A 22,266-nucleotide genomic window follows, 5' to 3' on the forward strand; every position below is an offset into this window, starting at 1 on the left:
ACGGTGCCGTACGGTGTCACAAATCTGATATTTAATTTTTTGAAAGTGCGAAGTTCTTATTGTCCAGTTCGGTTGGAGTGCGGTAGGTTCGCTGAACGGATCGATAACAGGGGCGATCCGGGGACCTCGGCGCTGACCTACGGAAGGCGGCGCCGGATAACACCGCTCCGGCGGTTCTCTTTGATATGGAAGGGAATTCGATGTCGACTGCGTCTCTCCGCAAGCGTACTGGCTCGCTCACCATCCTGGGCGCGTCCGCCCTGACCTCGCTACTGCTCGCGATGCCGGCCTTTGCCGGCGAGGTCTACCTGGATGGCCTGGCCACCGCACAGACCCATCAGAAATTCATCGTGACCTACAAGGACGGCAGCACCGCGCTGGCCAGCCCGTCCGCGTTGACCACCTCGCTGCGCACTGCTGCGCGCGCGGTGCCGGCCAAAGCCGGCAAGGCGCTGGGCCTGAACTCGGTGCGCCGCCTGGCGTTGGGGCCGGAACTGGTGAGGACAGACCGCGCGCTGGACCGCGCCGAGGCCGAAACCCTGATGCGGCAATTGGCCGCTGATCCCAATGTGCAGAGCGTTGAAGTCGACCAGATCCTGCATGCCACGCTCACCCCCAACGACACCCGGTTGTCCGAGCAGTGGGCGTTCGGCACCACCAACGCCGGCCTGAACATCCGCCCGGCCTGGGACAAGGCCACTGGCAGCGGCACGGTCGTGGCGGTGATCGATACCGGCATCACCAGCCATGCCGACCTCAACGCCAATATCCTGGCGGGCTACGACTTCATCAGCAGTGCGACCACCGCGCGCGATGGCAATGGACGCGACAGCAATCCTGCCGACGAGGGCGACTGGTACGCCGCCAACGAATGCGGCACCGGCATTCCCGCCGCCAACTCCAGCTGGCACGGCACCCATGTGGCCGGCACGGTCGCCGCAGTGACCAACAACAGCACCGGCGTGGCCGGCACGGCTTATGGCGCCAAGGTCGTACCGGTGCGCGTGCTCGGCAAGTGCGGTGGGTCGCTGTCGGATATCGCCGACGCCATCGTCTGGGCCTCCGGCGGCACCGTCAGCGGCATCCCGGCCAATGCCAACCCGGCCGAGGTGATCAACATGTCGCTCGGCGGCGGCGGTAGCTGCTCGACCACGATGCAGAACGCCATCAACGGTGCGGTGTCGCGCGGCACCACGGTGGTGGTCGCGGCCGGCAACGATGCATCCAACGTGTCCGGTTCGCTGCCGGCCAACTGCGCCAACGTGATTGCGGTGGCCGCCACCACCTCGGCGGGCGCGAAGGCCAGCTATTCCAACTTCGGCACCGGTATCGATGTGTCGGCACCCGGCTCGGCCATCCTGTCCACGCTCAACAGCGGCACCACCACGCCGGGTAGCACCAGCTATGCGTCCTACAACGGCACCTCGATGGCGTCGCCGCATGTGGCCGGCGTGGTCGCGCTGGTGCAGTCGGTCGCCCCGACCGCGCTGACGCCAGCGGCGGTGGAAACCTTGTTGAAGAACACCGCGCGTGCATTGCCGGGCGCCTGCTCGGGCGGCTGCGGTGCCGGCATCGTCAACGCCGATGCCGCGGTCACTGCGGCCATCAATGGCGGGAGCGGCGGCGGTGGCGGTGGTGGAAACACCTTGACCAACGGCACTCCGGTGACCGGCCTGGGCGCGGCAACCGGCGCGGAATTGAACTACACCATCACCGTGCCGGCCGGCAGCGGCACCTTGACGGTGACCACCAGCGGCGGCAGCGGCGATGCCGACCTGTACGTGCGCGCCGGCAGTGCACCGACCGACTCGGCCTACACCTGCCGCCCATACCGCAGCGGCAATGCCGAGACCTGCACCATCACCGCACCGTCCGGAACGTATTACGTGCGGCTGAAGGCCTACAGCACGTTCTCCGGCGTCACCTTGCGCGCCAGCTACTAACCGCGCGTCACGCGCGCCCCGGCACTGCGCCAGGGCGCGCTCCTCATCTGCAATCCACTCCCACGCCTACCGATTCGGCAGGCGCTGGGGATGTGTTGCCGCGTGGCCGGGACGGACACCGGTCAGTCGTTTCGACAGGCACCTGCCTGTGCACTTCCAGACCTGCCATCGCAGCGCGCGATGGGGTCCGGCCATCACGCCGCATCTGCGGCACCTCATCACTGAAAGGAACGATCGATGTCCAATGTGTCGCAACGTCGTGCGCCTACGCGCGCGCTGGTAGTCCTGGGTGTGTCCGCGCTGACCTCGCTGCTGGCGGTGCCGGCCTTCGCCGGGCAGGTGAATCTGTCCGGGCTGGATTCGCAGCCGACGCTGGATCGCTTCATCGTCAAATACCGCGACGGCAGCAGTGCGTCGGTGAGCCCGACCTCGATGCGCGCCTCGCTCAATTCTGTTGCCACTGCGGTGCCGGCACGCGCTGGCCGCGCGCTGGGCCTGAACCACGTGCGTCGCACCGCGCTGGGCTCCGAAGTGCTCAAGACCGACCGCAGTCTTGACCGCGCAGAAGCCGAGACGCTGATGCGCCGCATCGCCGCCGACCCGAGCGTGGAATACGTGGAAATCGACCAGATCATGTACCCGACGCTGACCCCGAACGACACGCGTCTGTCCGAGCAGTGGGGCTTTGGCACCACCGCATCGGGCATCAACGTGCGCCCGGCCTGGGACACCGCCACCGGCACCGGCGTGGTGGTCGCGGTGATCGACACCGGCATCACCAGCCATCCGGACCTCAACGCCAACGTGCTGCCCGGCTACGACTTCATCAGCGATGCGGCGCGTGCGCGCGACAACAACGGCCGTGACAGCAACGCGGCCGACCAGGGCGACTGGCGCGCGGCCAACCAGTGCGGTACCGGCGTGGCAGCGGCCAACTCCAGCTGGCATGGCACGCACGTGGCCGGCACGATTGCCGCGGTCACCAACAACAGCACCGGCGTGGCCGGCACCGCATTCAATGCGCGCATCGTGCCGATCCGCGCGCTGGGCCTGTGCGGCGGCACCACCTCGGACATCGCCGATGCGATCGTCTGGGCCTCCGGCGGCACCGTCAGCGGCGTGCCGGCCAATGCCAACCCGGCCGAAGTGATCAATATGTCGCTCGGCGGCAACGGCGCCTGCTCCAGCACCTACCAGAACGCCATCAACGGCGCGGTGTCGCGCGGCACCACGGTGGTTGTGGCGGCGGGCAACAGCAATGCCAACGTGGCCAACTTCACCCCGGCCAGCTGCGCCAACGTGATCTCGGTGGCCTCGATCACCTCGGCCGGCGCGCGTTCGAGCTTCTCCAACTTTGGCACCACCATCGATATCTCCGGTCCAGGCTCGGCGATCCTGTCCACGCTCAACAGCGGCACCACCACCCCGGGCAGCGCCAGCTACGCGTCCTACAACGGCACCTCGATGGCGGCGCCGCACGTGGCCGGCGTGGTCGCGCTGGTGCAGTCGGCAGCGTCGCGTCCGTTGACCCCGGCGGCGGTGGAAACGCTGTTGAAGAACACTGCACGGCCGTTGCCGGGCGCCTGCTCGGGCGGTTGCGGCGCCGGTATCGTCAACGCAGCCGGCGCGGTCAGCCAGACGCCGTAACGCGACGCCGTAACGCGTATTTCCCCAGCGGACGCCGGCCACAGTGCCGGCGTCTGTCAGAGCGCTCCCGACGCGCTGTCGGTGCCTGTCTCTCTCTCTTGTGCCCCGCCCAGGCGGGGCTTTTTTGTGGGCGCGCTGCAAGGGCCGCGACGTGCGCCAGGAGTGGCTGAACGAACACGAGTGGACTGATGCTGCCTGGCTTCAGCGCCATTCGGGTTCGCCGATAGCCTCGTCACGTGGGGGCTGCGTCATGCAATGCCCGCGCATCCGACGCGGCATTGCAGTCCCTGCGCTGCGCGTCATCCGAGTACCGATGTCCTGGGGAGGGCGATTCATGAGGCAGTCAACGGTTGGCGCAGTGCGCTACGCGGCGTGTGTGTGTGCGATGGCGTGTGTGTTTCAGGTATCGGCCGGCGAGGTCAACCTGCAGGGCCTGGCATCGGGCTCGAGCCACCAGCGTTTCATCGTCAGCTACAAGGACCGCGTGGGTAGCACCCGCGCGACCGGGCTGTCGGCTCCGTGGGGCGAGATCGCCCGCGCCGTCCCCAGGCGGCAAGGGCGCGCGCTGGGCCTGTCGGCCACGCGTCGGCTCAGTGCCGGCCCGATGCTGCTGGTGGCTGATCGGCGCCTGGACCGTGTCGACTCGGAAAGTTTGATGCGCCGGCTTGCCGCCGACCCGACCGTCAAGCGGGTGGAAGTGGACGTGCTGATGCGGCCGCTGCTGGTGCCTAATGACCCCGGCTTGCCACAGCAATGGGCGATGGGAACCACCACCGCCAGCCTCAATGTCCGCCCGGCCTGGGACCGCGCCACCGGTAAGGGCATCGTGGTGGCGGTGATCGATACCGGCATCACGGCGCACCCGGACCTGGCCGCCAACGTGTTGCCCGGCTACGACTTCATCACCGACCCCACCGTCGCAGGCGACGGCACCGCGCGTGACAACAATGCAGCCGATCAGGGCGATTGGTCTGCGGCCAACGCTTGCGGTGCGGGCGCGTCGGCGTCCAATTCCAGCTGGCATGGCACCCATGTCGCCGGCATCGTTGCCGCGGTTGGCAACAACGCGGCCGGGGTGGTCGGCACCGCCTTCAACGCCAAACTGTTGCCGTTGCGCGTGCTCGGCAAATGCGGTGGCTACATGTCCGATATCGCCGATGCCATCGTGTGGGCGTCTGGCGGCAAGGTGACCGGCGTACCGGCCAATCCGAATCCCGCCACGGTGATCAACCTGTCGCTCGGCGGCTATGGCAGCTGCTCGACGATCATCGGCAATGCCATCACCGGCGCGGTCACGCGCGGCACCGCCGTGGTAGTGGCGGCCGGCAACAGCAATATGGATGTGGCCACCAGCATGCCGGCCAATTGCGCGAACGTGATTGCGGTGGCGGCAACCACCTCGGCCGGCGCCAAGGCCAGCTTCTCCAACTTCGGCAAGGGCGTGGACATCGCCGCGCCCGGCCAGGCGATCATTTCCACGCTCAATAGCGGCACCACGGTTCCAGCCAATCCGGCCTATGCGGTGTATAGCGGCACTTCGATGGCGGCGCCGCATGTGGCCGGCGTGGTGGCGTTGATGCAGTCGGTGGCGCTCAACCCGCTGACGCCGGCAACGGTGGAGGCGCTGCTGAAGAGCAGTGCACGCCCGTTGCCGGTGGCGTGCGCTCCCGGCTGCGGTGCGGGCCTGGTCAATGCCGATGGCGCGGTGGCGGCGGTGATCAATGCCACGCTGCTGACCAGTAATGCAGCACGCACTGGCCTGAGCGCGGCGATCGGCGATTCGCTGTATTACCAGGTCAAGGTGCCGGCAGGGACGCGCTCGCTCAAGGTCACGCTCAGCGGCGGCAGCGGCAATGCCGACCTGTCACTGCGCGCCAATGCACTGCCCACCGACGCCGCCTTTGGCTGCCGCAGCATGCTGGTCGGCAACACCGAAACCTGCACACTGACCGCACCTGCGGCAGGCACGTATTACGTGCGACTGAAAGGAACGCTGGCGTTCTCCGCTGTCAACCTGGTGGCGACGTACTGATAGTCAGAGCAGCCGCCTGGCCGTGCGAGGCAGTGACGCGCTGGCGCCTGAGGCAAGGCGCCAGCGCGTTTCTATGTATGGCGTACGCAAGGCTGGCTTGACTGCATTATTGCAGGCGTGGCTGGCTCACTCGCAGAGTGGGTAAGCGCGCGCGCCGAGGACATGCACAATCTCGGCGCCGGCCAGTTCCAGCAGCAAGCCACGCTGGCCGGCGTTGATCCACAACGCAGGTGCGTCGAGCACGCTGGATTCGATCAGCACCGGCACTGGCCGCTGCTGCCCGAGCGGGCTGATGCCACCCACCTTGTAGCCGGTGCGGCGTTCGGCATCGGCCACCTCCATCATGCGCGCGGACTTGCCGCCGCAGGCGCTGGCAAGGGTCTTCAACGACAACCGGCGGTCGCACGGGATCACCACGCAGATCGCGTGCTCGTCCACCCAGGTCATCAGGGTCTTGAGCACCTGGTGCGGCGGTAGTTGCAGCGCCTGCGCGGCTTGCAGGCCCTTGGCGTCGGCATCGGCCTGGTACGGATAAGGATGCAGCACATAGGCCACGCCGGCCGCATCCAGTGCACGGGTGGCGCGGGTGGCCTTGCTCATCGCTTAGACCGGTTCGAACCGGTTGGCCGCCACGTTCTTGCGCACCGTTTCCGGGTTCCAGATCCTTCCGTTCATGGCGATGTAGACGCCGGCCGGCAGCGTCTGGACGGCCCCGACCGCGCAGCCGATGTTGAACTCGGCATCGGAGCCGCGAAAGCGCGCCGGATTGAGCGCACCGGTCATCACGATGGTCTTGTCGGCGATCGACTGCAGCACCTTGCCGGTTTCCACCATCGAATCGGTGCCGTGGGTGATCAGCACCTGCCGGGCGGGCTGCGCCTGGATGGTGGCGCGGATCAGCTCGCGGTCTTCCTGGGTGATGTGCAACGAATCCTTGCGGATGATCGGGATGACCGTGAAGCGGAAGGTCACGCCCAGTTCCTTGAGGATCTGGCCGATCTGCGGGTCGCCGATCTGGTAGTCCGATTTGTCGTCGAAGTAGATCTTGTCGATCGTGCCACCAGTGGTGACGATCAGGAGGTCTTCCATTGCTGCGGGTCCTGTAGGGCCGGCGCGGTGCAAGGCCGCGCGAGGGCCGCCATGATACGGCGCTGGCGCCAGCGGTGCAGGCGATGGCCTGGCCGGGCAGGGCGCATTCCGATGTATGGCGCGGCAGCGTGAGGCGTGGTGCACTGCCGCAGCGGTGACGCGGGCGCGTGCGTCACCGCACGCACGCTTTCCTGCGCCATCCTTCCGCTGCATGACAGTGCCGCGTTCTGGGATGCCACGCCCATACAAGTGTCATCGGCCACGTGCACACTCCACGCTCTTTCACTGGTCGCGATCGCTTTGTTGCGCGGCCGTGCGAGGCAGCAATGCCAACGCGCTGTGCAACGGCTGCCTGCGCGCGCACGGTCGTCGATGCGTTGGGTTGGCACCTTCGTTCAATTCTGGAGATGACGCATGAAGCCTTCCGTGTTGCTGCGTGCCGTATTGCCGTTGATAGGGTTGTGCCTTACCGCCACTGCCGCTGCGCAAACCGTCACGGTCAACCCGAACCAGACGTACCAGACGGTGCGCGGATTCGGCGGGATGAATGGTGCGGGATGGATCAACGATCTGACCCCTGCGCAGGTGGATCTTGCCTATGGCAGCGGCAACGGACAGATCGGCCTGTCGATCCTGCGCATGCGCATCGACCCCTCCAGCAGTGGCTGGAGCCTGCAGGTTCCCACCGCCGCGCGCGTGCGCGCACTGGGTGGCATATTGTTCGCCACACCGTGGTCGCCGCCGGCGTACATGAAGTCCAACAACAGCCTGGTCAAGGGCGGCAAGTTGTTGTCGACCTCGTACGCCGCCTACACCACGCATTTGCTGGATTTCGCCAACTACCTCTCGGCGCGCAACGCACCGCTGTACGCGATCTCGCTGCAGAACGAGCCGGATTGGCATCCAGACTATGAATCCGCAGACTGGAATGGCAGCGACTTCGTCAACTATCTCAACGCCGAAGGCGGCAAGTTCGGCGCATTGAAGGTGATCGTGGGCGAGTCGGTTGGCTTCACCTTTTCCATCACGGACCCAGTGCTCAACAACGCCAAGGCCAGCCAGGCCACGTCCATCGTCGCCGGGCATCTGTACGGCGCGCAGCCAAAGGATTACGCACTGGCGCGCAGCAAGGGCAAGCAGGTCTGGATGACCGAGCACTACACCGACACCAGCGATGGCAATGCGTGGCCGTCGGCGTTGGGCGTTGCGAGCGAGCTGCATCAGATCATGGTCGCCAACTACAACGCCTACATCTGGTGGTACATCCGCCGCAGTTACGGGTTGATCAGCGAAGGTGGTTCGGTCAGCAAGCGCGGGTATGTGATGTCGCAGTACGCGCGGTTCGTGCGGCCAGGGTCGGTCCGGATCGGTGCCACCGAGCACCCGTATGCGGACGTGTCCACCACGGCGTACCGCACGCCGGACAACAAGATCGTGGTGGTGGCGGTCAACACCGGCACCGCCCACCAGCGGCTGGATCTGACCGTGCCGGCCGGCGCGGCCACGCAGTTCGTCAAATACACCACCTCGTCCAGCCTCAACGCCGGCTATGCCGGTGCGTACACGGTGAGCGGCGGCAAGACCTCGCTGTATATCGACCCGCAGAGCATCGCCACGCTGGTAGGGCAGTGACAGGCGGGCGCTGCGGTGAAGGTGGCGGGCAATTGAGCGCTGCCCACGGCAATGACCTCGCCGTGACGGTGTGAGTCCACGGCCAGTGCAGCGGGCAGTTCGTCCGCCCCACTGGCCGACTGCGCAACCCGCGTTAGCGAGGAGCGCGGCGCTTGCCGAACCGCGCGGCCACGCCATGGCCGCTGACCAGCGCCACCACCAGCAGGGCCAGCAGCAATTCCAGCCAGGCCAGCCCACGCACGTCGGGCGCGCTCCAGGCGGCCATGATGCCGTGGCTGAACCAGCCCAGCGCAAACACGCCGGCCCAGAAGCGCGCACGTGCGCTGCGCACGGCGCCCATGGCCATCAGCAGCGGCGGCAGCGCGAACACCAGCAACGCGGCGACGCGGTGGCGGTCATCGTGAAACCACACCACGAACAACGCCGACAGGGCCAGCAAGGCAGCGGTGAGCAGCCAGTGCGCGGCGCGCCGGCTCACGGGGTTGCCAGCCGCCGGGCGATATCGGCCACGCGCCGGCCCAGCGCGCGAGCCAGCACGGCTTCCTCGTCGCTGGGCTGCGGGTCGCCGCCAGCACCGGAGACATGGCTGGCGCCATAGGGCGTGCCGCCGCTGGTGGTGTGGCTGAGGGCTGTTTCGGTAAACGGGATGCCGACGATCAGGCAGCCGTGGTGCAGCAGTGGCAGGTGCATCGACAGCAGCGTGGATTCCTGGCCGCCGTGCATCGAGGCAGTGGAGGTGAACACCGCCGCCGGTTTGCCGGCCAGGGTGCCGTTGGCCCATTCGGCGCCCAGGCTGTCGAGGAAGTGCTTCATCGGCGCGGCCATGTTGCCGAAGCGCGTCGGGCTGCCGAGCAGCACGCCGGCGCATTCGGCCAGATCCGCAGCGTCCACATACGGGGCGCCTTCGTCGGGCACCGGCGGGGCGCTGGTCTGGGTCACCGCCGCCACCGGCGGGACCGTGCGCAGCCGCGCGCTCATGCCGGGCACTTCGCCAATGCCGCGCGCGATCTGCCGCGCCAGCCGCGCCACCGAACCGCCACGGCTGTAGTACAGCACCAGAATTTCCGTCATCGCGCATCTGCCGCCTGTGTGAGGTGGCCGCAGTATCGGCGATGGCGTGGCCTGGCTGCACGCCGCAGGTGCGGCAAGACCGCGATGACGACGCTTCGGTTACCCTTGCCCGATGTCGCGTGTGAACACCATGCATCAGTGGAAGGAACGCCTGCGGGACCGTGCACGCACGGCCAGCTTCGGGCGTTTTCTGTGGCGCCGTTTCCTGGACGACCGGCTGTTCCAGGCGGCCGCGTCGCTGGCCTACACCACGGTGTTTGCGCTGGTGCCGCTGGCGATCGTGGTGTTTGGCGTGTTGTCGGCGTTTCCGGCATTCAACGAGTGGAAGGACGCGCTCACCGACTTCATCTTCAACAACTTCGTGCCGGGCGCGGCGCGCTCGGTGCAGAACTACCTCAACCGGTCGCTCGAGGATCTGGGCAAGTTCACCGTGGCCGGCATGGTGGCGCTGGTGGCTTCGTTGCTGATCACCCTGCACAGCATCGAGCAGACCTTCAACAGCATCTGGCGCGTGGCCGCGGCCCGGCCCAAGGTGACGCGCTTTCTGATCTATTGGACGGTGCTGACGCTGGGCACGATGCTGGCGGCCGCATCGATGGCCATGGCCGCGTATGTGTTCGCGCTGCCGCTGTTCCGCACCACCGAAGGCCAGTGGCTGGCCGAATTCGCCTGGCGGCTGGCACCGATGGCGGTGGAGTTCGTCTGCATCGTGCTGATCTACCGCGTGGTGCCGCAGCATGCGGTGCGGCTGCGGCATGCCCTGCCGGGCGCGCTGCTGGCGGTGATCCTGATGGAAATCGTCAAATGGGGCTTCGGCTTTTACCTGGGCAATTTCCAGACCTATCAGCGCATCTATGGCGCATTGTCGGCGCTGCCGATCCTGCTGCTATGGATCTACCTGAGCTGGGTGTCGGTGTTGCTGGGCGCGTCGCTGGCATCGTCGATGTCGGCGTTCCGCTACCAGCCTGAAGCCATGCGGCTGCCGCCGGGGTTCGAGATCTATGGCCTGCTGCGCCTGCTCGGGCGCTTCCGCCAGGCGCGCCTGCACGGCAACGGGCTGGACGAAGACCGCATCCTGGCGCTGGAGCCCATGCTCACCGACACCTTGATGCAGGAGCTGCTGTGCGAGCTCAAACGTATCCGCCTGCTGCGCCGTGACGAGCGCGGCAACTGGCTGCTGGCGCGCGACCTGGACGTGGTGCCGCTGGCCGAGCTGTACGAAAGCTGCCAGTTGCGGGTGCCGGTTGAAGACCGTCCCTTGCCGTGCCGCGACGACCCCTATGGCCAGGCCGCCGCCGCTGCGCTGGAACAATTGCGTCAACCGCTGCGCAGCGTGCTGGCGCAGCCGGTCGGCGACCTCTATACCCACCTTCCGGGAGATCCTCCATGACCCTGCGTTCGTTGATGCGCGGCGCCTGCGCGCTGCTGTTGCCGTTGGTCCTGCTCACCGCCTGCAAGCCCACCGGCGAGGGCACATCGACCACGGCGTCACCGGCGCCCACGCCCGCCAATCAGGCGCCAGCGACCCCGCCGGCCGGCACTGACCCGGCCGCTGCGTCCACCACTAGTTCGGTGGTGCAGAAAACTGCCGAGATGCCGACTCTGTCGCTGCCCACCGTGTCCGGCGAGACCTACGACCTGGCCGCGCACCGCGGCAAGTGGGTGGTGGTGAACTTCTGGGCCACCTGGTGTGCGCCGTGCCTGAAGGAAATGCCCGAGCTGTCGGCGCTGCACACCATGCGCGACTCCATCGAAGTGGTCGGCCTGGCCTACGAGGACATCACCACCGCCGACATGCAGTCCTTCCTCAAGGATCACCCGGTGTCGTATCCGGTGGCCATCCTGGACCCGTACCAGCCGCCGCAGGACTTCGCCACCCCGCGCGGGCTGCCGATGACCTACCTGATCGGCCCCGACGGCAAGGTGGCCAAGCAGTTCCTGGGCCCGGTCACCGCGCGCGACATCGAGACTGCAGTGGGCATCACCGGCAAGGCCGGCTGATGCAGGCGGCACGCTTCATCGTCACCGGCGTCGTGCAGGGCGTGTTCTTCCGCGCCTCCGCGCGCGAGCGGGCGCTGGCGCTGCAACTGCGCGGACATGCGCGCAACCAGGCGGACGGCAGCGTGGAGGTTGTCGCCGCCGGTTCCGCTGCAGCACTGGAGGCACTTGAACACTGGCTCTGGCAGGGCTCGCCAGCGAGCAAGGTCGCGTCTGTCACGCGCACGCCATGCGCGATTCCGACGACTGAAGCATTTGTAACCGGCTAGCCAAAAGTTGCCTGAGCAGGGCAACAGACTTGCGTTTCCTCGCCGATAACCTGGATGTCCACGCGATCAGGCGTGCAGGGGAAATGTATGGCAGCTCCATCTCAAGACCAGAACAGTGGGCGCGACCTGCCCGAACCTCGCAGTGCATCGGCGCAGCTGGCGCCGTGGCTGTATCTGGGCGCGCTGCTGGGCAGCGGCTGGCTGTTGTTCATGCACCCGGCCACGCGGGTGTTGCGCCCCGAGCAGGCCGCCGCCAGCTGGCTGCTGGCCTGGGTCTTCGCGGGCATCGTGCTGGGTGCGGTGCTGTGGAGCCTGCGCCTGGCGCGGCGCCGCCTGGGCGAGCCATCGGCCAGCTATCCGTTGTCTGCCCGTCTTCCCGATTCCTGGGCCGATGCCTACGCCGCGCTGTTGCGGCCAGCCACGGCATCACCACTCGCCCCGGCCAAGCCTGATCCGGCCAACACGCTGCGTGGCGCCGCCTGGCACCGCTTTGGCGGCGGCATGCTCAACGTCGACGCCTTCGATCCGAACGACGCCACCCGCGCGCCATGGGATGCGCTGGACAGCCAGGCCTGCATTGCGCGCCTGGACGAACTGCGCCCCGCCTGGCAAAACGCCAGCGCCAACCGCGCGCATCAGCAGGAACGCCGTTATTGGCTGGATGTGGTGCTGTCGCTGCTCGATCACGGCGTGATGCGCCCGCTGCAGGACGGCTATCTGCCCGACACCGCCGCGCTGCGGACCGAACGCCTGTTGCTGGGCGCCGACGCCGGCCCGCTGGTGCTGGCCGACGTGCCGGCCCTGTTCGCCCGCCGCCTGGTGCTAGCCATCGAGGCCATGCCCTCGCCGCAACGTGACGGTGCGCTGGCGCAATGGCAGCTGTTGCAGCAGTTACACGCCCTGATCGCCGAAAGCCGCGTGCTGGACGAACGCTCGCAGGTGATCCAGGTGCTCGCCTGGAATCCGGACGTGGACCTGGACCAGGTGGAAGTGGCCTACATCCTGGCCGCCGAATACCGCCAGGGCATGCGCGACTGGCTACGCCGCGCGGCCACGGTGCGCCTGCCCGACACCGCGCTGCGCCTGGACGAAGTGTTGTTGTCGTCCTGCAGCCCGCTCGGGCCGCAGACCGACGATGTGGACTACATCGAGGCCATGCGCCCGTTGCACCGCGGCTTCATGCAGTTGTTCGCCCAGCGCCTGAGCCAGTTGGTGGTGCAGGCCGAGCAGGTCGAAGGCCAGGCGGGCGTGCATCCGTTGCCGCGCGCCACTGCCGCCAGCGACGAAGTTTCTCAGGACTGGCCGGCGTAATCGTCGATCGGGGTCAGCACGCCGTAGTGCTCCTTGTGCAGCTTGCCGTCCAGTGGCGGCAGCGGCAGCAGCTCCTGCGGCACCGAGGTATCCGGCAGCCGGTCCAGCAGATCACGGATCAGGCTCAGCCGCCCGCGCTTCTGGTCATTGAAATCCACCAGCGTCCACGGCGCTTGCGCGGTGTGGGTGGCCTGCAGCATGCGTTCGCGCGCGGCGGTGTAGTCGTCGTACTTGGCGCGTGATTGCAGGTCCACTGGCGACAGTTTCCAGCCCTTGAGCGGATCTGCGTGGCGCTCGGCAAAGCGTTCTTCCTGCTCGGCCTGATCCACGCACAGCCAGTACTTGAACAGCAGGATGCCGTCGTCGACCAGCAGTTGTTCGAAGCGCGGTGCCTGCTCCAGAAACGCCTGGTACTGCGCGTCGGTGCAATAGCCCATCACGCGCTCCACGCCGGCGCGGTTGTACCAGCTGCGATCCATCAGCACCAACTCGCCGGCCGCCGGCAGGTGCGTCACGTAACGCTGGAAATACCACTGCGTGCTTTCGCGATCGCTGGGCTTGGGCAACGCCACCACCCGGCATTGGCGCGGATTGAGATGGCTGGCAATGGTTTGAATCACGCCCCCCTTGCCGGCGGTGTCGCGGCCTTCCACCAGCACCAGCGCGCGCTGGTTGGTGTGCTGCAGCCAGCGCGCCATGCCGACCAGTTCCAGCTGCAGCGGTTCCAGCAGTTTCTTGTAGGCCTTGCGTTTGAGGTGCGACATGCGCGTTCCGCCAGCGATGGAACGCGCAGGCTATTCGCTCAGCCGTGGACGCAGTGTCGCCAGGTTGCAGGGCTTGGTGCGCGCATCCAGCTGCGCACGCACGATCTTTTCCCACGCGGTGCGGCAGGCCGAAGTGGAACCGGGCAGGCAGAACACGAAGCTGTGGTTGGCCAGGCCGGCAAACGCGCGTGACTGCAGCGACGAGGTGCCGATTTCCGCAACACTGATGGCGCGGAACATCTCGCCAAAGCCCGGCATCAGCTTGTCCAGCAGCGGGGTGATCGCCTCGGGCGTGGAATCGCGCCCGGTGAAGCCGGTGCCGCCGGTCACCAGGATGCCGTCCACCTGCGCATCGGCGATCCAGGCAGAGACAAGTGCGCGCATGCGATAGCGATCGTCCGGGCACAACGCACGCGCATGCAGCACGTGGCCCTCGTGGGTGAGTGCGTCGACCAGATAATCGCCGGAGCGGTCATCGGCCAGGGTGCGGCTGTCGGACACCGTCAGTACGCACAGGTGCAAGGGAATGAAGTCGAGATTGGAAGGCATGCCGCCAGCCTAGCGAGCCTGGACGGCCGGGTACAGCACCACGGCGTGAAGCCGCACAACGTCAGTCGCAGTCGAGGATCCGCTGATACTGGCAATTAGCAACTGACAGTTCGTCGCAAATCGATAAGCCGCTCTCCCTGGGGGCGAGAAGGCACAGCTTGCGCGCCACTGGTGTGCGTGCCGCCGAGCGCCCACGCCGCAAGGTTGGACGCCCCTCTCCCTCGGAAGAGGGACTGGGGTGAGGGTACGGCGAAGCAAGATGCCTGTCCGTACTAGCTTCGGTGAGGGGGCGGCAGCGCGGCCGGGGATCGGCTCCTCGGCTCGGTCAGGCATCCTGTCTGACTCGCCGCCGCGGCACATGCCTGTGCGGCTCTCCGCCAATCCCCGGCCACGCTGCCGCCTCGGCACTTCATTACGGTGACTTGGAGGAGTTTGAACGCGATAGTGAGGAAGTTGTCTGGAGCCCCTCTCCCGTTGGGGCGAGAAGGCACAGCTTGCGCGCCATGCGCGCTCGTGCCTTGGGGCTCCCGCGCCGCAAGCGCGGGCCGGGGTGTGGAGCAGGGGGGGGGTGAGGGTACGGCGGAAGGCAGCCATCTATTCTGAAAGCAAAAAGTCAGCGCTAGATTCCCAGCCAACCATGACGCCGCGCGAGTGCCTGCGAAAACGCACCAAAATCATCCGCAAACCCGTCCATCTCAAACACCCCGGACGCACGGCGCAGCACATCCATCCGCGCACGCAACGCCATCAACGCCGCCGGATCACTCGCCAACGCCACCGCCTTGGCAACAAACGCGGCATCGTCCGCCACATTCATCTCATCCAACCCAAGATGATGATTCAAGCTGCCAGCGACCCGCGCAGCAAACGTCTCCCCAGGCGTAGTCAATACCGGGCATCCCGCCCATAGCGCGTCCGATGCAGTGGTGTGCGCGTTGTACGGATGCGTATCCAGAAACAGGTCCGCATGCCCGTAGCGCGCCAGGTACTGAGGATGCGGCAACTTCGGCATGAACACCAGGCGCTGCGCGTCAACGCCTTGCGCCTGTGCGAATGCGCGCAGACGCGCATCGGCCTCGCCTGGCCCGGACAGCAGCCACAGCACGCTGTCGGGCACTGCGCGCAGCACCGCCAGCATGCGCGCCATGCTGCGCGGGTTGAGTTTGTAGCTGTTGTTGAAGCAGCACAGCACCACGCCCTGCGCGGGCAAGCCGCACTGCGTACGCGAAGGCGGTTCGGCAACTACGCGCGAGGTGTCCGACGGCTGAAATGCACCTTGCAAGCGCAGCACCTTCTCGCTGTAAAAGGGCTCCAGCGAGGGCGGTAGCGCGAACCCATCGCCCAGCACGTAATCCATCCACGGCGCGCCCGAGGTGCCCGGATACGCCAGCCAGTTGACCTGCACCGGCGCCGGGCGCAACGCGAACACTTCCGGGCGCCCGCCGCCGCCCCAGCCACGCAGGTCGAACAACAGATCGATGCCGTGGTGGCGGATGTGCTGCGCGGTGGCCAGATGCCCGAGCGCGGTGACGTCGTGCAAGGTGCTGGCCTGCGCCAGTCGCGTCCGCAGCGTGCTGCCATCGTCACCGCTTGTCGCAAACAGATGCACCTGCAGGTCCGGCTGGCGCCGCTGCAGCGCTTCGAACAAGGCCACGGTCAGCAAGCCGGTGGGATGCGCGCCAAAGCCATTGGAGACGAAGCCCACTCGCAGCGGGCCCTTGCTGCGTACGCGCGTGGGCGCAAGCGGCCGCACGCTGGCGGCGATCGCCTGCGCACGCGTGCGCGCACAGGCCAGTTGCTCGGCGGCGCTGGTGTCCTCGCTGAGGAACGCGAACGGCTCCACCGCGCCAACGCCCTGCGCCACGGCGGCGCGCACCTGCGCGGACAGGGCATCCAGTGCGCGCCAGTCACACAGCCGGCGCCGCCAGTTGAGCAGCTGCGCGGTGATGTACGGCTCCTCCGGCAACAATTGATGCGCACGCGTGTACGCGACGGCTGCGGCTTCGGCCTGGCCGGCATCTTCCAGCGCATGCCCAAGCCACAACGCAATACCGGGGTGTTCGGGGGCGGCATCGGAGGCTTGCTGCAGCAGGACGGCGGCCTCTGCATGGCGCTGTTGCGCCCAGCGCACGCGGCCCAGCCGCGCCACTCCCTCCGGATGACCAGGCTGCAGGGCGAGGCCGCGCTGTACCGCCATCTCGCCGGCCGCCGTGTCGCCCATGCCCAGCTCCGCGTCGGCCAGCATCAGCCAGGCCACGAAATCCTGCGGGCGATGGCGCACGGCCGCGCGCAGCTGCAACAGCTCGCGCGGGCCGTCGGCGGTCACGTGCCCTCGCTCAATCGCGCCAGTTCGTCGGCCTGATGCTCGTGCAGCAAACGTGCGATCAAGGCATCCAGATCGCCTTCGATGATGTTGGGCAGGTCGTACAAGGTCAGCCCTTCGACGCGGTGGTCGGTAATGCGGCCCTGCGGAAAGCTGTAGGTGCGAATGCGTTGGCTGCGGTCGCCGCTGCCTACCTGCAACTTGCGCGTCTGCGCTTCGGCGGCGGCGGCCTTGCTGCGTTCTGCTTCCACCAATTGCGCCTTCAGGCGCTTCATGGCCTTGTCGCGGTTGGCGTGCTGGCTGCGTTCGGTCTGGCATTCCACCACCACGCCGCTGGGCACGTGGGTGATGCGGATCGCCGATTCGGTCTTGTTGACGTGCTGCCCGCCGGCGCCGGAGGAGCGAAACGTATCTACCTTCAAGTCGGCCGGATTGATCACGATCTCTTCCACGTCATCGGCTTCGGGAATGATCGCCACGGTCGCGGCCGAGGTGTGGATGCGGCCCTGCGATTCGGTGGCCGGCACGCGCTGCACGCGGTGGGTGCCAGACTCGAATTTCAGCCGAGAATACGCGCCGCGCCCGACCACCCGCGCCACCACTTCCTTGTAGCCGCCGTGCTCGCCGGGGCTGTCGGATTCGATCTCCACCTTCCAGCCCTGGCGCTCGGCGTAGCGCGCGTACATGCGGAACAGATCGCCGGCGAAAATCGCCGCTTCGTCGCCGCCGGTGCCGGCACGCACCTCCAGGAACAGGTTGCCTTCATCGCGCGGGTCGCGCGGCACCAGCAACAGCGCCAGTTGCGCGTCCAGTTCGTCCAGGCGCGCTTGTGCGGCGAGGATTTCTTCCTCAGCCAGCTCGCGCATTTCCGGATCGTTGCGCATCGCCTCTGCGGCGCTCAGATCGGCTTTGGCGCGTGCTTCTTTCTGCATGGCCAGCGCCACCGGTTCCAGCTGCGACAGTTCGCGCGACAGGCTGCGGAACTTGTCGTTGTTGCTGACCACCTCCGGATCGGAGAGCAGGTGTTGCAGTTCTTCGCGGCGCTCGGCCAGCGCTTCGAGCTTACGGCGCAGGGTCGGCGTCATCAGTCCTCACGATCGGGGTAGCTACAGGGGGATGGCGGTAACCGGGTTTCTCGGGAAACAGCCGGTCGGCCGCGCTGGTCAGGTCGAGGTCGTTGTTGAGCGCGGCATCGCGCAGTGCGGCGGTTGGCGGATGCAGCAGGCGGTTGGTCAGCGCATGCGCCAACTGTTCCAGCACTTCATCGGCCGGCTTGCCGTTGTTCAATTGCTGCCGCGCCTTGGCCAGCAGTTCGTCGCGGGTGCTGTCGCCGAAGGCGCGCAGCCGCTTCAGCGGCGCCTGGCGTTCGTTGGCCTGTAGCGTTTCCACATAGCGCGCCACCTGCAGGTCGATGATGGCTTCGGCCTGGTCGGCCGCCTCGCGGCGACTGCGGCGGTTGTCTTCCACCGCGCGTTCCAGGTCGTCCACCGTGTACAGGTAGGCGTCGCTCAGCTCGGCCACCGAGGCCTCGATGTCGCGCGGCACCGCCAGGTCGAACAGCAGCATCGGCTTGCGCTTGCGCGTGCGCAGCGCCTGTTCCACCTGCACCCGGGTTACCACCGGCTCGCGCGCGGCGGTGGCGGAAAACACCACATCGGCCTCGGCCAGATGGCGATCCAGCTCGGTTAGCGGCAGCGCCACGCCGCCGTGCTGGGTGGCCAGCGTCTGCGCGTGGGCCAGGGTGCGATTGGCGATCAGCAGCCGCCGCACGCGGCCCTCGCTCAGATGCTTGGCCGCCAGTTCGATGGTCTCGCCGGCGCCCACCAGCAGCACCGTCGATTCATTCAAGCGTGCGAAAGATTCCTGCGCCAGCCGCACCGCGGTGGATGCCACCGACACCGGGTTTGCTCCCACGCGGGTGTCGGTGCGTGCGCGCTTGGCCACCGAAAAGGTCTGCTGGAACAGCCGGTCCAGGCCACTGCCCAGCGCGCCGTGTGCGCGTGCCACCGCCCAGGCGTCCTTCACCTGGCCCAGGATCTGCGGCTCGCCGAGCACCATTGAGTCCAGCCCGGTGGCCACGCGGAACAGGTGGCGCACTGCCTCGGCGTCGTGGTGCTGGTACAGATAGCCGCTCAACCCGGGCGCGTGCGTGTCCAGCCAGGCCACCAGCGTCTGCGGGTCGTCGGCCATCGCATACAGCTCGGTGCGGTTGCAGGTGGACAGCAGCGCGGCCTCGCGCACCTGCGGCAGGGTGCGCAACGAATCGAGCGCGCGCGGTAACGCGTCACCCGCGAACGCCGCGCGTTCGCGCAGGTCCACGGGTGCGGTCTGGTGATTCAGTCCGAGCACCCACAACGTCATTGTTCAGTTGCTTGCGATAAGCTGCTGGCCATTCAGGGCCCCATTTTACGGCCCGGTTGCCCCCGATGCCTGTACCGATTCGCATCCTGAGTGTTCTTTTGCTGGCCACAGTGTCGACCAGCGCCATCGCAGCACCGAAAAAAGCACTGCCCGCCCCCCCGGCAGCCACTGCCGGCAGCGCCTCGCTGGAGCCGGTCCTGGCGGGCGAATTCGCCTTGCAGGCCGGGCAGTTGGACGAGGCGGCGCGCGCTTATCTGGATGCCGCCAAGGCCGAAGCCGGCGATGCCGGGCTGGCCGAGCGGGCCGCCCGCATCGCCATGCTGGCCAACGATGACGCGCGCGCCATCGAGGCCCTGGCCCTGTGGCGTGCCCGTGCGCCGTCGTCGCTGGCAATGCGCAGCACCGAAGCCTCGCTGGCCTTGCGCCGCAACGATCTGCGCACCGCACGCCGCGATCTGCTCGGCCTGCTCAAGGAAACCGACCCGCGCGGCTGGCGCTTCGCGCTGATCGCCCTGGCCAACGGCGGGCGCGAGCCGGACGCTTCGGCCGATGTGCTCGAAGACCTGGTCAAGGCCGGCGCCATTCCCAATCAGATCGAGGCCTGGCAGGAGTTCGGCCGCCTCGCGCTGCGGATGGAGCGCCCGGCGCTGGCCAAGCGCATCGTCGACGAAGTGGTGCGCCGCTTCCCCGAAGAACCGCGCGTGGCCTTGCTGCACGCCACCCAGCTGCAGCAGGAAGGCAAGAACGACGACGCGCTGGCGCTGCTGAAAAATGTCGAGCCGCAGGCGGTGAAAGACTCCGAACTGCGCGGCGCGCTGGCGTTCGCCTATGACGCGATGGGCCAGACCGAAGCGGCGGCACGGGTGCTGTCCACCGGCCTACAAGACACCCAGACCTACGGGCTGCGTGCCTCGATGCTGGCCAAAGAGAAGGACAACACCGCGCTGGCCGCGCTGTACGACGAGCTCAAGGGCAACGCGACCAAGCCCGATCCGGACCGCCGCCTGTTGCTGGGCAAGATCGCCGAATTCCTCAAGCGCTACGACGAGGCAGTGGAGTGGTACCGCGGCGTTCCCGGTGGCCCGCAGCTGAGCGAGGCACGCCTGCGCGCGGCCAGCGCCTTGTACGAACTCGGCCGCAAGCCCGAAGCGCTCAAGGAAGCCCGTGCCCTGCAGGGCGATGCCAGTGCCGACGACGACGCCCGTCGCGACGCCTACGTACTGGAGGCCGAGCTGCACCAGCGCGCCAACGATGCACCGGGCGAACTGGACGCCTTTGCCCGCGGACTGGCGGCCTACCCGGACGACGGTGCGTTGCTGTACGCGCGTGGCCTGGCCTGGGAACGCCGTGACGATGTGCCGCGTGCCGAGGCCGATCTGCGCAAGATCCTGGTTGCCGAGCCGGAAAACGTCGCCGCGCTGAATGCGCTCGGCTACACCCTGGCCGACCGCACCACCCGCTACAAGGAGGCGCTGGCGCTGATCGATCGCGCGCGTACGGCCGCGCCGGACAACCCGGCCATCGTCGACAGCTACGGCTGGGTGCTCTACCGCATGGGCCGCACCAAGGAAGCGCTGGTGCAGCTGCGTCGCGCCTGGGCCCTGGTCAAGGACCCGGAAATCGCCGCGCACGTGGGTGAAGTGCTGTGGGTCAGCGGCAAGCAGGACGAGGCGCGGCGCTACTTCGACGAAGCACGCCGGCTCGACCCGGACAACCGTGCGCTGCAGCGTGCGGTGGAGAAGTTCGGTCTATGAGTCAGGTGATCAGGACGCTGGCCCTCACCGGGCTGGCGCTGGCCGGCCTGTCGGGGTGCGTCAGCGTGCCGCGCGGGCAGGGCGGTGCCGCGCCGGCGGTTGTGGGGCAGGTGAGCGAATCCGCACAGCAGGCTGAAACCGCCCGCCAGGCCTGGCTGCAGGCACATCCGGCATGGTCGTTCCAGGGCCGGGTGGCGATCAGCAAGGGCCGCGATGGCGGCAGTGGCCGTCTCGACTGGCAACAAGATGGCCCGCGCTACCACGTGCAATTGAGTGCGCCGGTGACCCGGCAGAGTTGGGTGCTGACCGGCGACACCATCACGGGCGCAGGTCGCCTGGAAGGTCTGGACGGCGGGCCGCGCGCTGGCGCCGATGCGGAGCGGGTGTTGCTGGAGGCCACCGGCTGGACCATTCCCGTCAATCAGATGCCCGACTGGGTGCGCGCCCTGCGTATCGCCGACGCCGGCGCCGCGCGCGTGGACCTGGACGAACACGGCCGGCCGCGCACCTTGCAGCAGGACGGCTGGACCATCGATTTCCTCGAATGGACGCCCGGCAGCGCAGCCCAGCCCGAACTGCCGCGCCGGATCGAAGCGCGCAATGGCGACGCCAAGGTGCGCCTGCTGGTCGACCAATGGACGCTCTCGCCCTGATGTCTGCGTCGGACCCTGCCTGGTCGGCCTGGCCTGCGCCGGCCAAGCTCAACCTGTTTCTGCAGATCATCGGGCGCCGCGCCGATGGCTATCACCTGCTGCAGACCGTGTTCCGCCTGCTCGACTGGGGGGACACCGTTCATGTTCGTTTGCGCACCGACGGCCAGATCCAGCGCATCGGCGCCAGCCTGCCGGGCGTCGCCGAAGACGACGATCTCATGGTGCGTGCGGCGCGCGCGCTAAAAATTCAAGCCGGCACCGCGCTCGGGGCCGAGTTGCGGGTCGACAAGCGCATCCCCGCCGGCGGTGGCTTCGGTGGCGGCTCCTCGGATGCCGCCACCGTGCTGGTGGCCCTGAATGCCTTGTGGGGACTGGGCTTGCCGGTCGACACCCTGGCCGAACTGGGCCTGCGCCTGGGCGCCGATGTGCCGGTATTCGTGCGTGGGCACAACGCCTGGGCCGAGGGCGTGGGCGAAAAATTGACCCCGATCAGCCTGCCGCAGGCGGCCTACGTGCTGGTCGACCCCGGTATTCACGTGCCCACGCCGGTCCTGTTTCAATCACAGGAATTGACGCGGGATGCTGCGCCCGCGAAAATAGCGGACTTCGCTTCCGGTTCTCTGCTCGACAATGCGTTCGAGCCGGTCCTGCGGCGCCGGGAACCTGCCATCGAGGCCGTGTTCCAGGCGCTTTCCAGGATCGGAACGCCACGTTTGACAGGGTCGGGGAGCGGTTGTTTCGTCGAATTCGCCACGCGCGCTGCTGCAGAGCAGGCCATGGCGCAGTTGCCGGGCAACCTGCGGGCGTGGGTCGTGGAGGGTGCAGCGCACTCGCCATTGCTCGACGCACTGGACGCGATAGAGGTTTGAT

General features: G+C 67.6%; 20 protein-coding genes. 11 read left to right on the forward strand and 9 right to left on the reverse strand.

What is annotated here, in order from left to right; translation table 11 throughout:
* Nucleotides 1–200 precede the first annotated feature (200 nt).
* The 3 genes from ACCQ01_RS04895 to ACCQ01_RS04905 all read left to right on the forward strand — a co-directional run bounded on the left by ACCQ01_RS04895 (nucleotide 201) and on the right by ACCQ01_RS04905 (nucleotide 5,622).
* Nucleotides 201–1,943 (forward strand): S8 family peptidase, encoded by a 1,743-nt coding sequence (locus ACCQ01_RS04895; protein WP_228431608.1) that lies wholly within the window; start codon nucleotides 201–203, stop codon nucleotides 1,941–1,943.
* A gap of 237 nt (nucleotides 1,944–2,180) precedes the next feature.
* The gene (locus ACCQ01_RS04900) at nucleotides 2,181–3,590 is read left to right on the forward strand and encodes a S8 family peptidase (RefSeq protein WP_103699498.1); all 1,410 of its coding nucleotides are present in this window, start codon (nucleotides 2,181–2,183) and stop codon (nucleotides 3,588–3,590) included.
* Between the two features lie 334 nt (nucleotides 3,591–3,924).
* Nucleotides 3,925–5,622, forward strand: a complete 1,698-nt coding sequence (locus ACCQ01_RS04905) for a S8 family peptidase (RefSeq protein WP_228431609.1) — start codon at nucleotides 3,925–3,927, stop codon at nucleotides 5,620–5,622.
* Between the two features lie 126 nt (nucleotides 5,623–5,748).
* On the opposite strand, the gene ybaK is transcribed toward ACCQ01_RS04905, so the two are convergent.
* On the reverse strand, nucleotides 5,749–6,222 hold the full coding sequence (gene ybaK / locus ACCQ01_RS04910; RefSeq protein ID WP_115000504.1) for a Cys-tRNA(Pro) deacylase: 474 nt from the start codon (nucleotides 6,220–6,222) through the stop codon (nucleotides 5,749–5,751).
* Between the two features lie 3 nt (nucleotides 6,223–6,225).
* Entirely contained in the window at nucleotides 6,226–6,711 is a 486-nt protein-coding gene (locus tag ACCQ01_RS04915) for an asparaginase domain-containing protein (RefSeq protein ID WP_011036092.1), read from the reverse strand.
* A gap of 414 nt (nucleotides 6,712–7,125) precedes the next feature.
* Between ACCQ01_RS04915 and ACCQ01_RS04920 the strand changes: the two genes are divergently transcribed.
* On the forward strand, nucleotides 7,126–8,343 hold the full coding sequence (locus ACCQ01_RS04920; RefSeq protein WP_228431610.1) for a glycoside hydrolase family 30 beta sandwich domain-containing protein: 1,218 nt from the start codon (nucleotides 7,126–7,128) through the stop codon (nucleotides 8,341–8,343).
* Nucleotides 8,344–8,476: 133 nt separating this feature from the next.
* On the opposite strand, the gene ACCQ01_RS04925 is transcribed toward ACCQ01_RS04920, so the two are convergent.
* Together ACCQ01_RS04925 and wrbA are read right to left on the reverse strand one after the other, a co-directional pair.
* Nucleotides 8,477–8,821: a DUF2069 domain-containing protein gene (locus tag ACCQ01_RS04925; RefSeq protein ID WP_228431611.1), complete on the reverse strand. Its 345-nt coding sequence runs from the start codon at nucleotides 8,819–8,821 to the stop codon at nucleotides 8,477–8,479.
* Nucleotides 8,818–9,414 carry an NAD(P)H:quinone oxidoreductase gene (wrbA, locus tag ACCQ01_RS04930; protein WP_014506797.1) on the reverse strand — a complete coding sequence of 199 codons (597 nt, stop codon included), beginning with the start codon at nucleotides 9,412–9,414 and terminating at the stop codon, nucleotides 8,818–8,820. Before wrbA ends, ACCQ01_RS04925 begins: the two co-directional genes overlap by 4 nt.
* Nucleotides 9,415–9,526: 112 nt before the next feature.
* Between wrbA and ACCQ01_RS04935 the strand changes: the two genes are divergently transcribed.
* The 4 genes from ACCQ01_RS04935 to ACCQ01_RS04950 all read left to right on the forward strand — a co-directional run bounded on the left by ACCQ01_RS04935 (nucleotide 9,527) and on the right by ACCQ01_RS04950 (nucleotide 12,992).
* The gene (locus ACCQ01_RS04935; RefSeq protein ID WP_011036096.1) at nucleotides 9,527–10,804 is read left to right on the forward strand and encodes a YihY family inner membrane protein; all 1,278 of its coding nucleotides are present in this window, start codon (nucleotides 9,527–9,529) and stop codon (nucleotides 10,802–10,804) included.
* Nucleotides 10,801–11,415, forward strand: a complete 615-nt coding sequence (locus ACCQ01_RS04940) for a TlpA family protein disulfide reductase (protein WP_116890603.1) — start codon at nucleotides 10,801–10,803, stop codon at nucleotides 11,413–11,415. Before ACCQ01_RS04935 ends, ACCQ01_RS04940 begins: the two co-directional genes overlap by 4 nt.
* Nucleotides 11,415–11,681, forward strand: coding sequence for an acylphosphatase (locus tag ACCQ01_RS04945; protein ID WP_115576590.1), 267 nt, complete (start codon nucleotides 11,415–11,417; stop codon nucleotides 11,679–11,681). Before ACCQ01_RS04940 ends, ACCQ01_RS04945 begins: the two co-directional genes overlap by 1 nt.
* A gap of 87 nt (nucleotides 11,682–11,768) precedes the next feature.
* The gene (locus tag ACCQ01_RS04950) at nucleotides 11,769–12,992 is read left to right on the forward strand and encodes a hypothetical protein (protein ID WP_228431612.1); all 1,224 of its coding nucleotides are present in this window, start codon (nucleotides 11,769–11,771) and stop codon (nucleotides 12,990–12,992) included.
* On the opposite strand, the gene ppk2 is transcribed toward ACCQ01_RS04950, so the two are convergent.
* From ppk2 to hemA, 5 genes are all read right to left on the reverse strand, one after another.
* The gene (gene ppk2, locus ACCQ01_RS04955) at nucleotides 12,974–13,756 is read right to left on the reverse strand and encodes a polyphosphate kinase 2 (RefSeq protein ID WP_011036100.1); all 783 of its coding nucleotides are present in this window, start codon (nucleotides 13,754–13,756) and stop codon (nucleotides 12,974–12,976) included. The two genes, ACCQ01_RS04950 and ppk2, sit on opposite strands and share 19 nt — an antisense overlap.
* Nucleotides 13,757–13,786: 30 nt before the next feature.
* Nucleotides 13,787–14,305, reverse strand: a complete 519-nt coding sequence (moaB, locus tag ACCQ01_RS04960; RefSeq protein WP_228431613.1) for a molybdenum cofactor biosynthesis protein B — start codon at nucleotides 14,303–14,305, stop codon at nucleotides 13,787–13,789.
* Between the two features lie 619 nt (nucleotides 14,306–14,924).
* Nucleotides 14,925–16,631 carry an O-linked N-acetylglucosamine transferase, SPINDLY family protein gene (locus ACCQ01_RS04965; protein ID WP_228431614.1) on the reverse strand — a complete coding sequence of 569 codons (1,707 nt, stop codon included), beginning with the start codon at nucleotides 16,629–16,631 and terminating at the stop codon, nucleotides 14,925–14,927.
* Nucleotides 16,628–17,713, reverse strand: coding sequence for a peptide chain release factor 1 (prfA, locus tag ACCQ01_RS04970; protein WP_228431615.1), 1,086 nt, complete (start codon nucleotides 17,711–17,713; stop codon nucleotides 16,628–16,630). Before prfA ends, ACCQ01_RS04965 begins: the two co-directional genes overlap by 4 nt.
* Nucleotides 17,691–18,989, reverse strand: coding sequence for a glutamyl-tRNA reductase (gene hemA, locus ACCQ01_RS04975; RefSeq protein WP_076036320.1), 1,299 nt, complete (start codon nucleotides 18,987–18,989; stop codon nucleotides 17,691–17,693). The genes prfA and hemA overlap by 23 nt, the downstream gene beginning before the upstream one ends.
* Before the next feature lie 65 nt (nucleotides 18,990–19,054).
* Here hemA and ACCQ01_RS04980 point away from each other — a divergent pair, with 65 nt between their 5' ends.
* The 3 genes from ACCQ01_RS04980 to ispE are packed head-to-tail and all read left to right on the forward strand — an operon-like array spanning nucleotide 19,055 to nucleotide 22,265.
* Nucleotides 19,055–20,743 (forward strand): tetratricopeptide repeat protein, encoded by a 1,689-nt coding sequence (locus ACCQ01_RS04980; protein WP_228431616.1) that lies wholly within the window; start codon nucleotides 19,055–19,057, stop codon nucleotides 20,741–20,743.
* On the forward strand, nucleotides 20,740–21,396 hold the full coding sequence (gene lolB, locus ACCQ01_RS04985; protein WP_228431617.1) for a lipoprotein insertase outer membrane protein LolB: 657 nt from the start codon (nucleotides 20,740–20,742) through the stop codon (nucleotides 21,394–21,396). Before ACCQ01_RS04980 ends, lolB begins: the two co-directional genes overlap by 4 nt.
* Nucleotides 21,378–22,265 carry a 4-(cytidine 5'-diphospho)-2-C-methyl-D-erythritol kinase gene (gene ispE / locus ACCQ01_RS04990; protein ID WP_228431633.1) on the forward strand — a complete coding sequence of 296 codons (888 nt, stop codon included), beginning with the start codon at nucleotides 21,378–21,380 and terminating at the stop codon, nucleotides 22,263–22,265. Before lolB ends, ispE begins: the two co-directional genes overlap by 19 nt.
* The last annotated feature ends 1 nt before the right edge of the window (nucleotide 22,266 follow it).

It is taken from the genome of Xanthomonas sp. NCPPB 4037, assembly GCF_041475695.2.
GTDB classification, from domain to species: Bacteria; Pseudomonadota; Gammaproteobacteria; order Xanthomonadales; family Xanthomonadaceae; genus Xanthomonas; species Xanthomonas campestris.

What these genes read in the sequence shown, in the direction of transcription:
- ACCQ01_RS04895 (WP_228431608.1), top strand. Translation starts at nt 201, where the DNA reads ATGTCGACTGCGTCTCTCCGCAAGCGTACTGGCTCGCTCACCATCCTG.
- ACCQ01_RS04900 (WP_103699498.1), top strand. Translation starts at nt 2,181, where the DNA reads ATGTCCAATGTGTCGCAACGTCGTGCGCCTACGCGCGCGCTGGTAGTC.
- ACCQ01_RS04905 (WP_228431609.1), top strand. Translation starts at nt 3,925, where the DNA reads ATGAGGCAGTCAACGGTTGGCGCAGTGCGCTACGCGGCGTGTGTGTGT.
- ybaK (WP_115000504.1), bottom strand. Translation starts at nt 6,222, where the DNA reads ATGAGCAAGGCCACCCGCGCCACCCGTGCACTGGATGCGGCCGGCGTG.
- ACCQ01_RS04915 (WP_011036092.1), bottom strand. Translation starts at nt 6,711, where the DNA reads ATGGAAGACCTCCTGATCGTCACCACTGGTGGCACGATCGACAAGATC.
- ACCQ01_RS04920 (WP_228431610.1), top strand. Translation starts at nt 7,126, where the DNA reads ATGAAGCCTTCCGTGTTGCTGCGTGCCGTATTGCCGTTGATAGGGTTG.
- wrbA (WP_014506797.1), bottom strand. Translation starts at nt 9,414, where the DNA reads ATGACGGAAATTCTGGTGCTGTACTACAGCCGTGGCGGTTCGGTGGCG.
- ACCQ01_RS04935 (WP_011036096.1), top strand. Translation starts at nt 9,527, where the DNA reads ATGTCGCGTGTGAACACCATGCATCAGTGGAAGGAACGCCTGCGGGAC.
- ACCQ01_RS04940 (WP_116890603.1), top strand. Translation starts at nt 10,801, where the DNA reads ATGACCCTGCGTTCGTTGATGCGCGGCGCCTGCGCGCTGCTGTTGCCG.
- ACCQ01_RS04945 (WP_115576590.1), top strand. Translation starts at nt 11,415, where the DNA reads ATGCAGGCGGCACGCTTCATCGTCACCGGCGTCGTGCAGGGCGTGTTC.
- ACCQ01_RS04950 (WP_228431612.1), top strand. Translation starts at nt 11,769, where the DNA reads ATGGCAGCTCCATCTCAAGACCAGAACAGTGGGCGCGACCTGCCCGAA.
- ppk2 (WP_011036100.1), bottom strand. Translation starts at nt 13,756, where the DNA reads ATGTCGCACCTCAAACGCAAGGCCTACAAGAAACTGCTGGAACCGCTG.
- moaB (WP_228431613.1), bottom strand. Translation starts at nt 14,305, where the DNA reads ATGCCTTCCAATCTCGACTTCATTCCCTTGCACCTGTGCGTACTGACG.
- prfA (WP_228431615.1), bottom strand. Translation starts at nt 17,713, where the DNA reads ATGACGCCGACCCTGCGCCGTAAGCTCGAAGCGCTGGCCGAGCGCCGC.
- hemA (WP_076036320.1), bottom strand. Translation starts at nt 18,989, where the DNA reads ATGACGTTGTGGGTGCTCGGACTGAATCACCAGACCGCACCCGTGGAC.
- ACCQ01_RS04980 (WP_228431616.1), top strand. Translation starts at nt 19,055, where the DNA reads ATGCCTGTACCGATTCGCATCCTGAGTGTTCTTTTGCTGGCCACAGTG.
- lolB (WP_228431617.1), top strand. Translation starts at nt 20,740, where the DNA reads ATGAGTCAGGTGATCAGGACGCTGGCCCTCACCGGGCTGGCGCTGGCC.
- ispE (WP_228431633.1), top strand. Translation starts at nt 21,378, where the DNA reads ATGGACGCTCTCGCCCTGATGTCTGCGTCGGACCCTGCCTGGTCGGCC.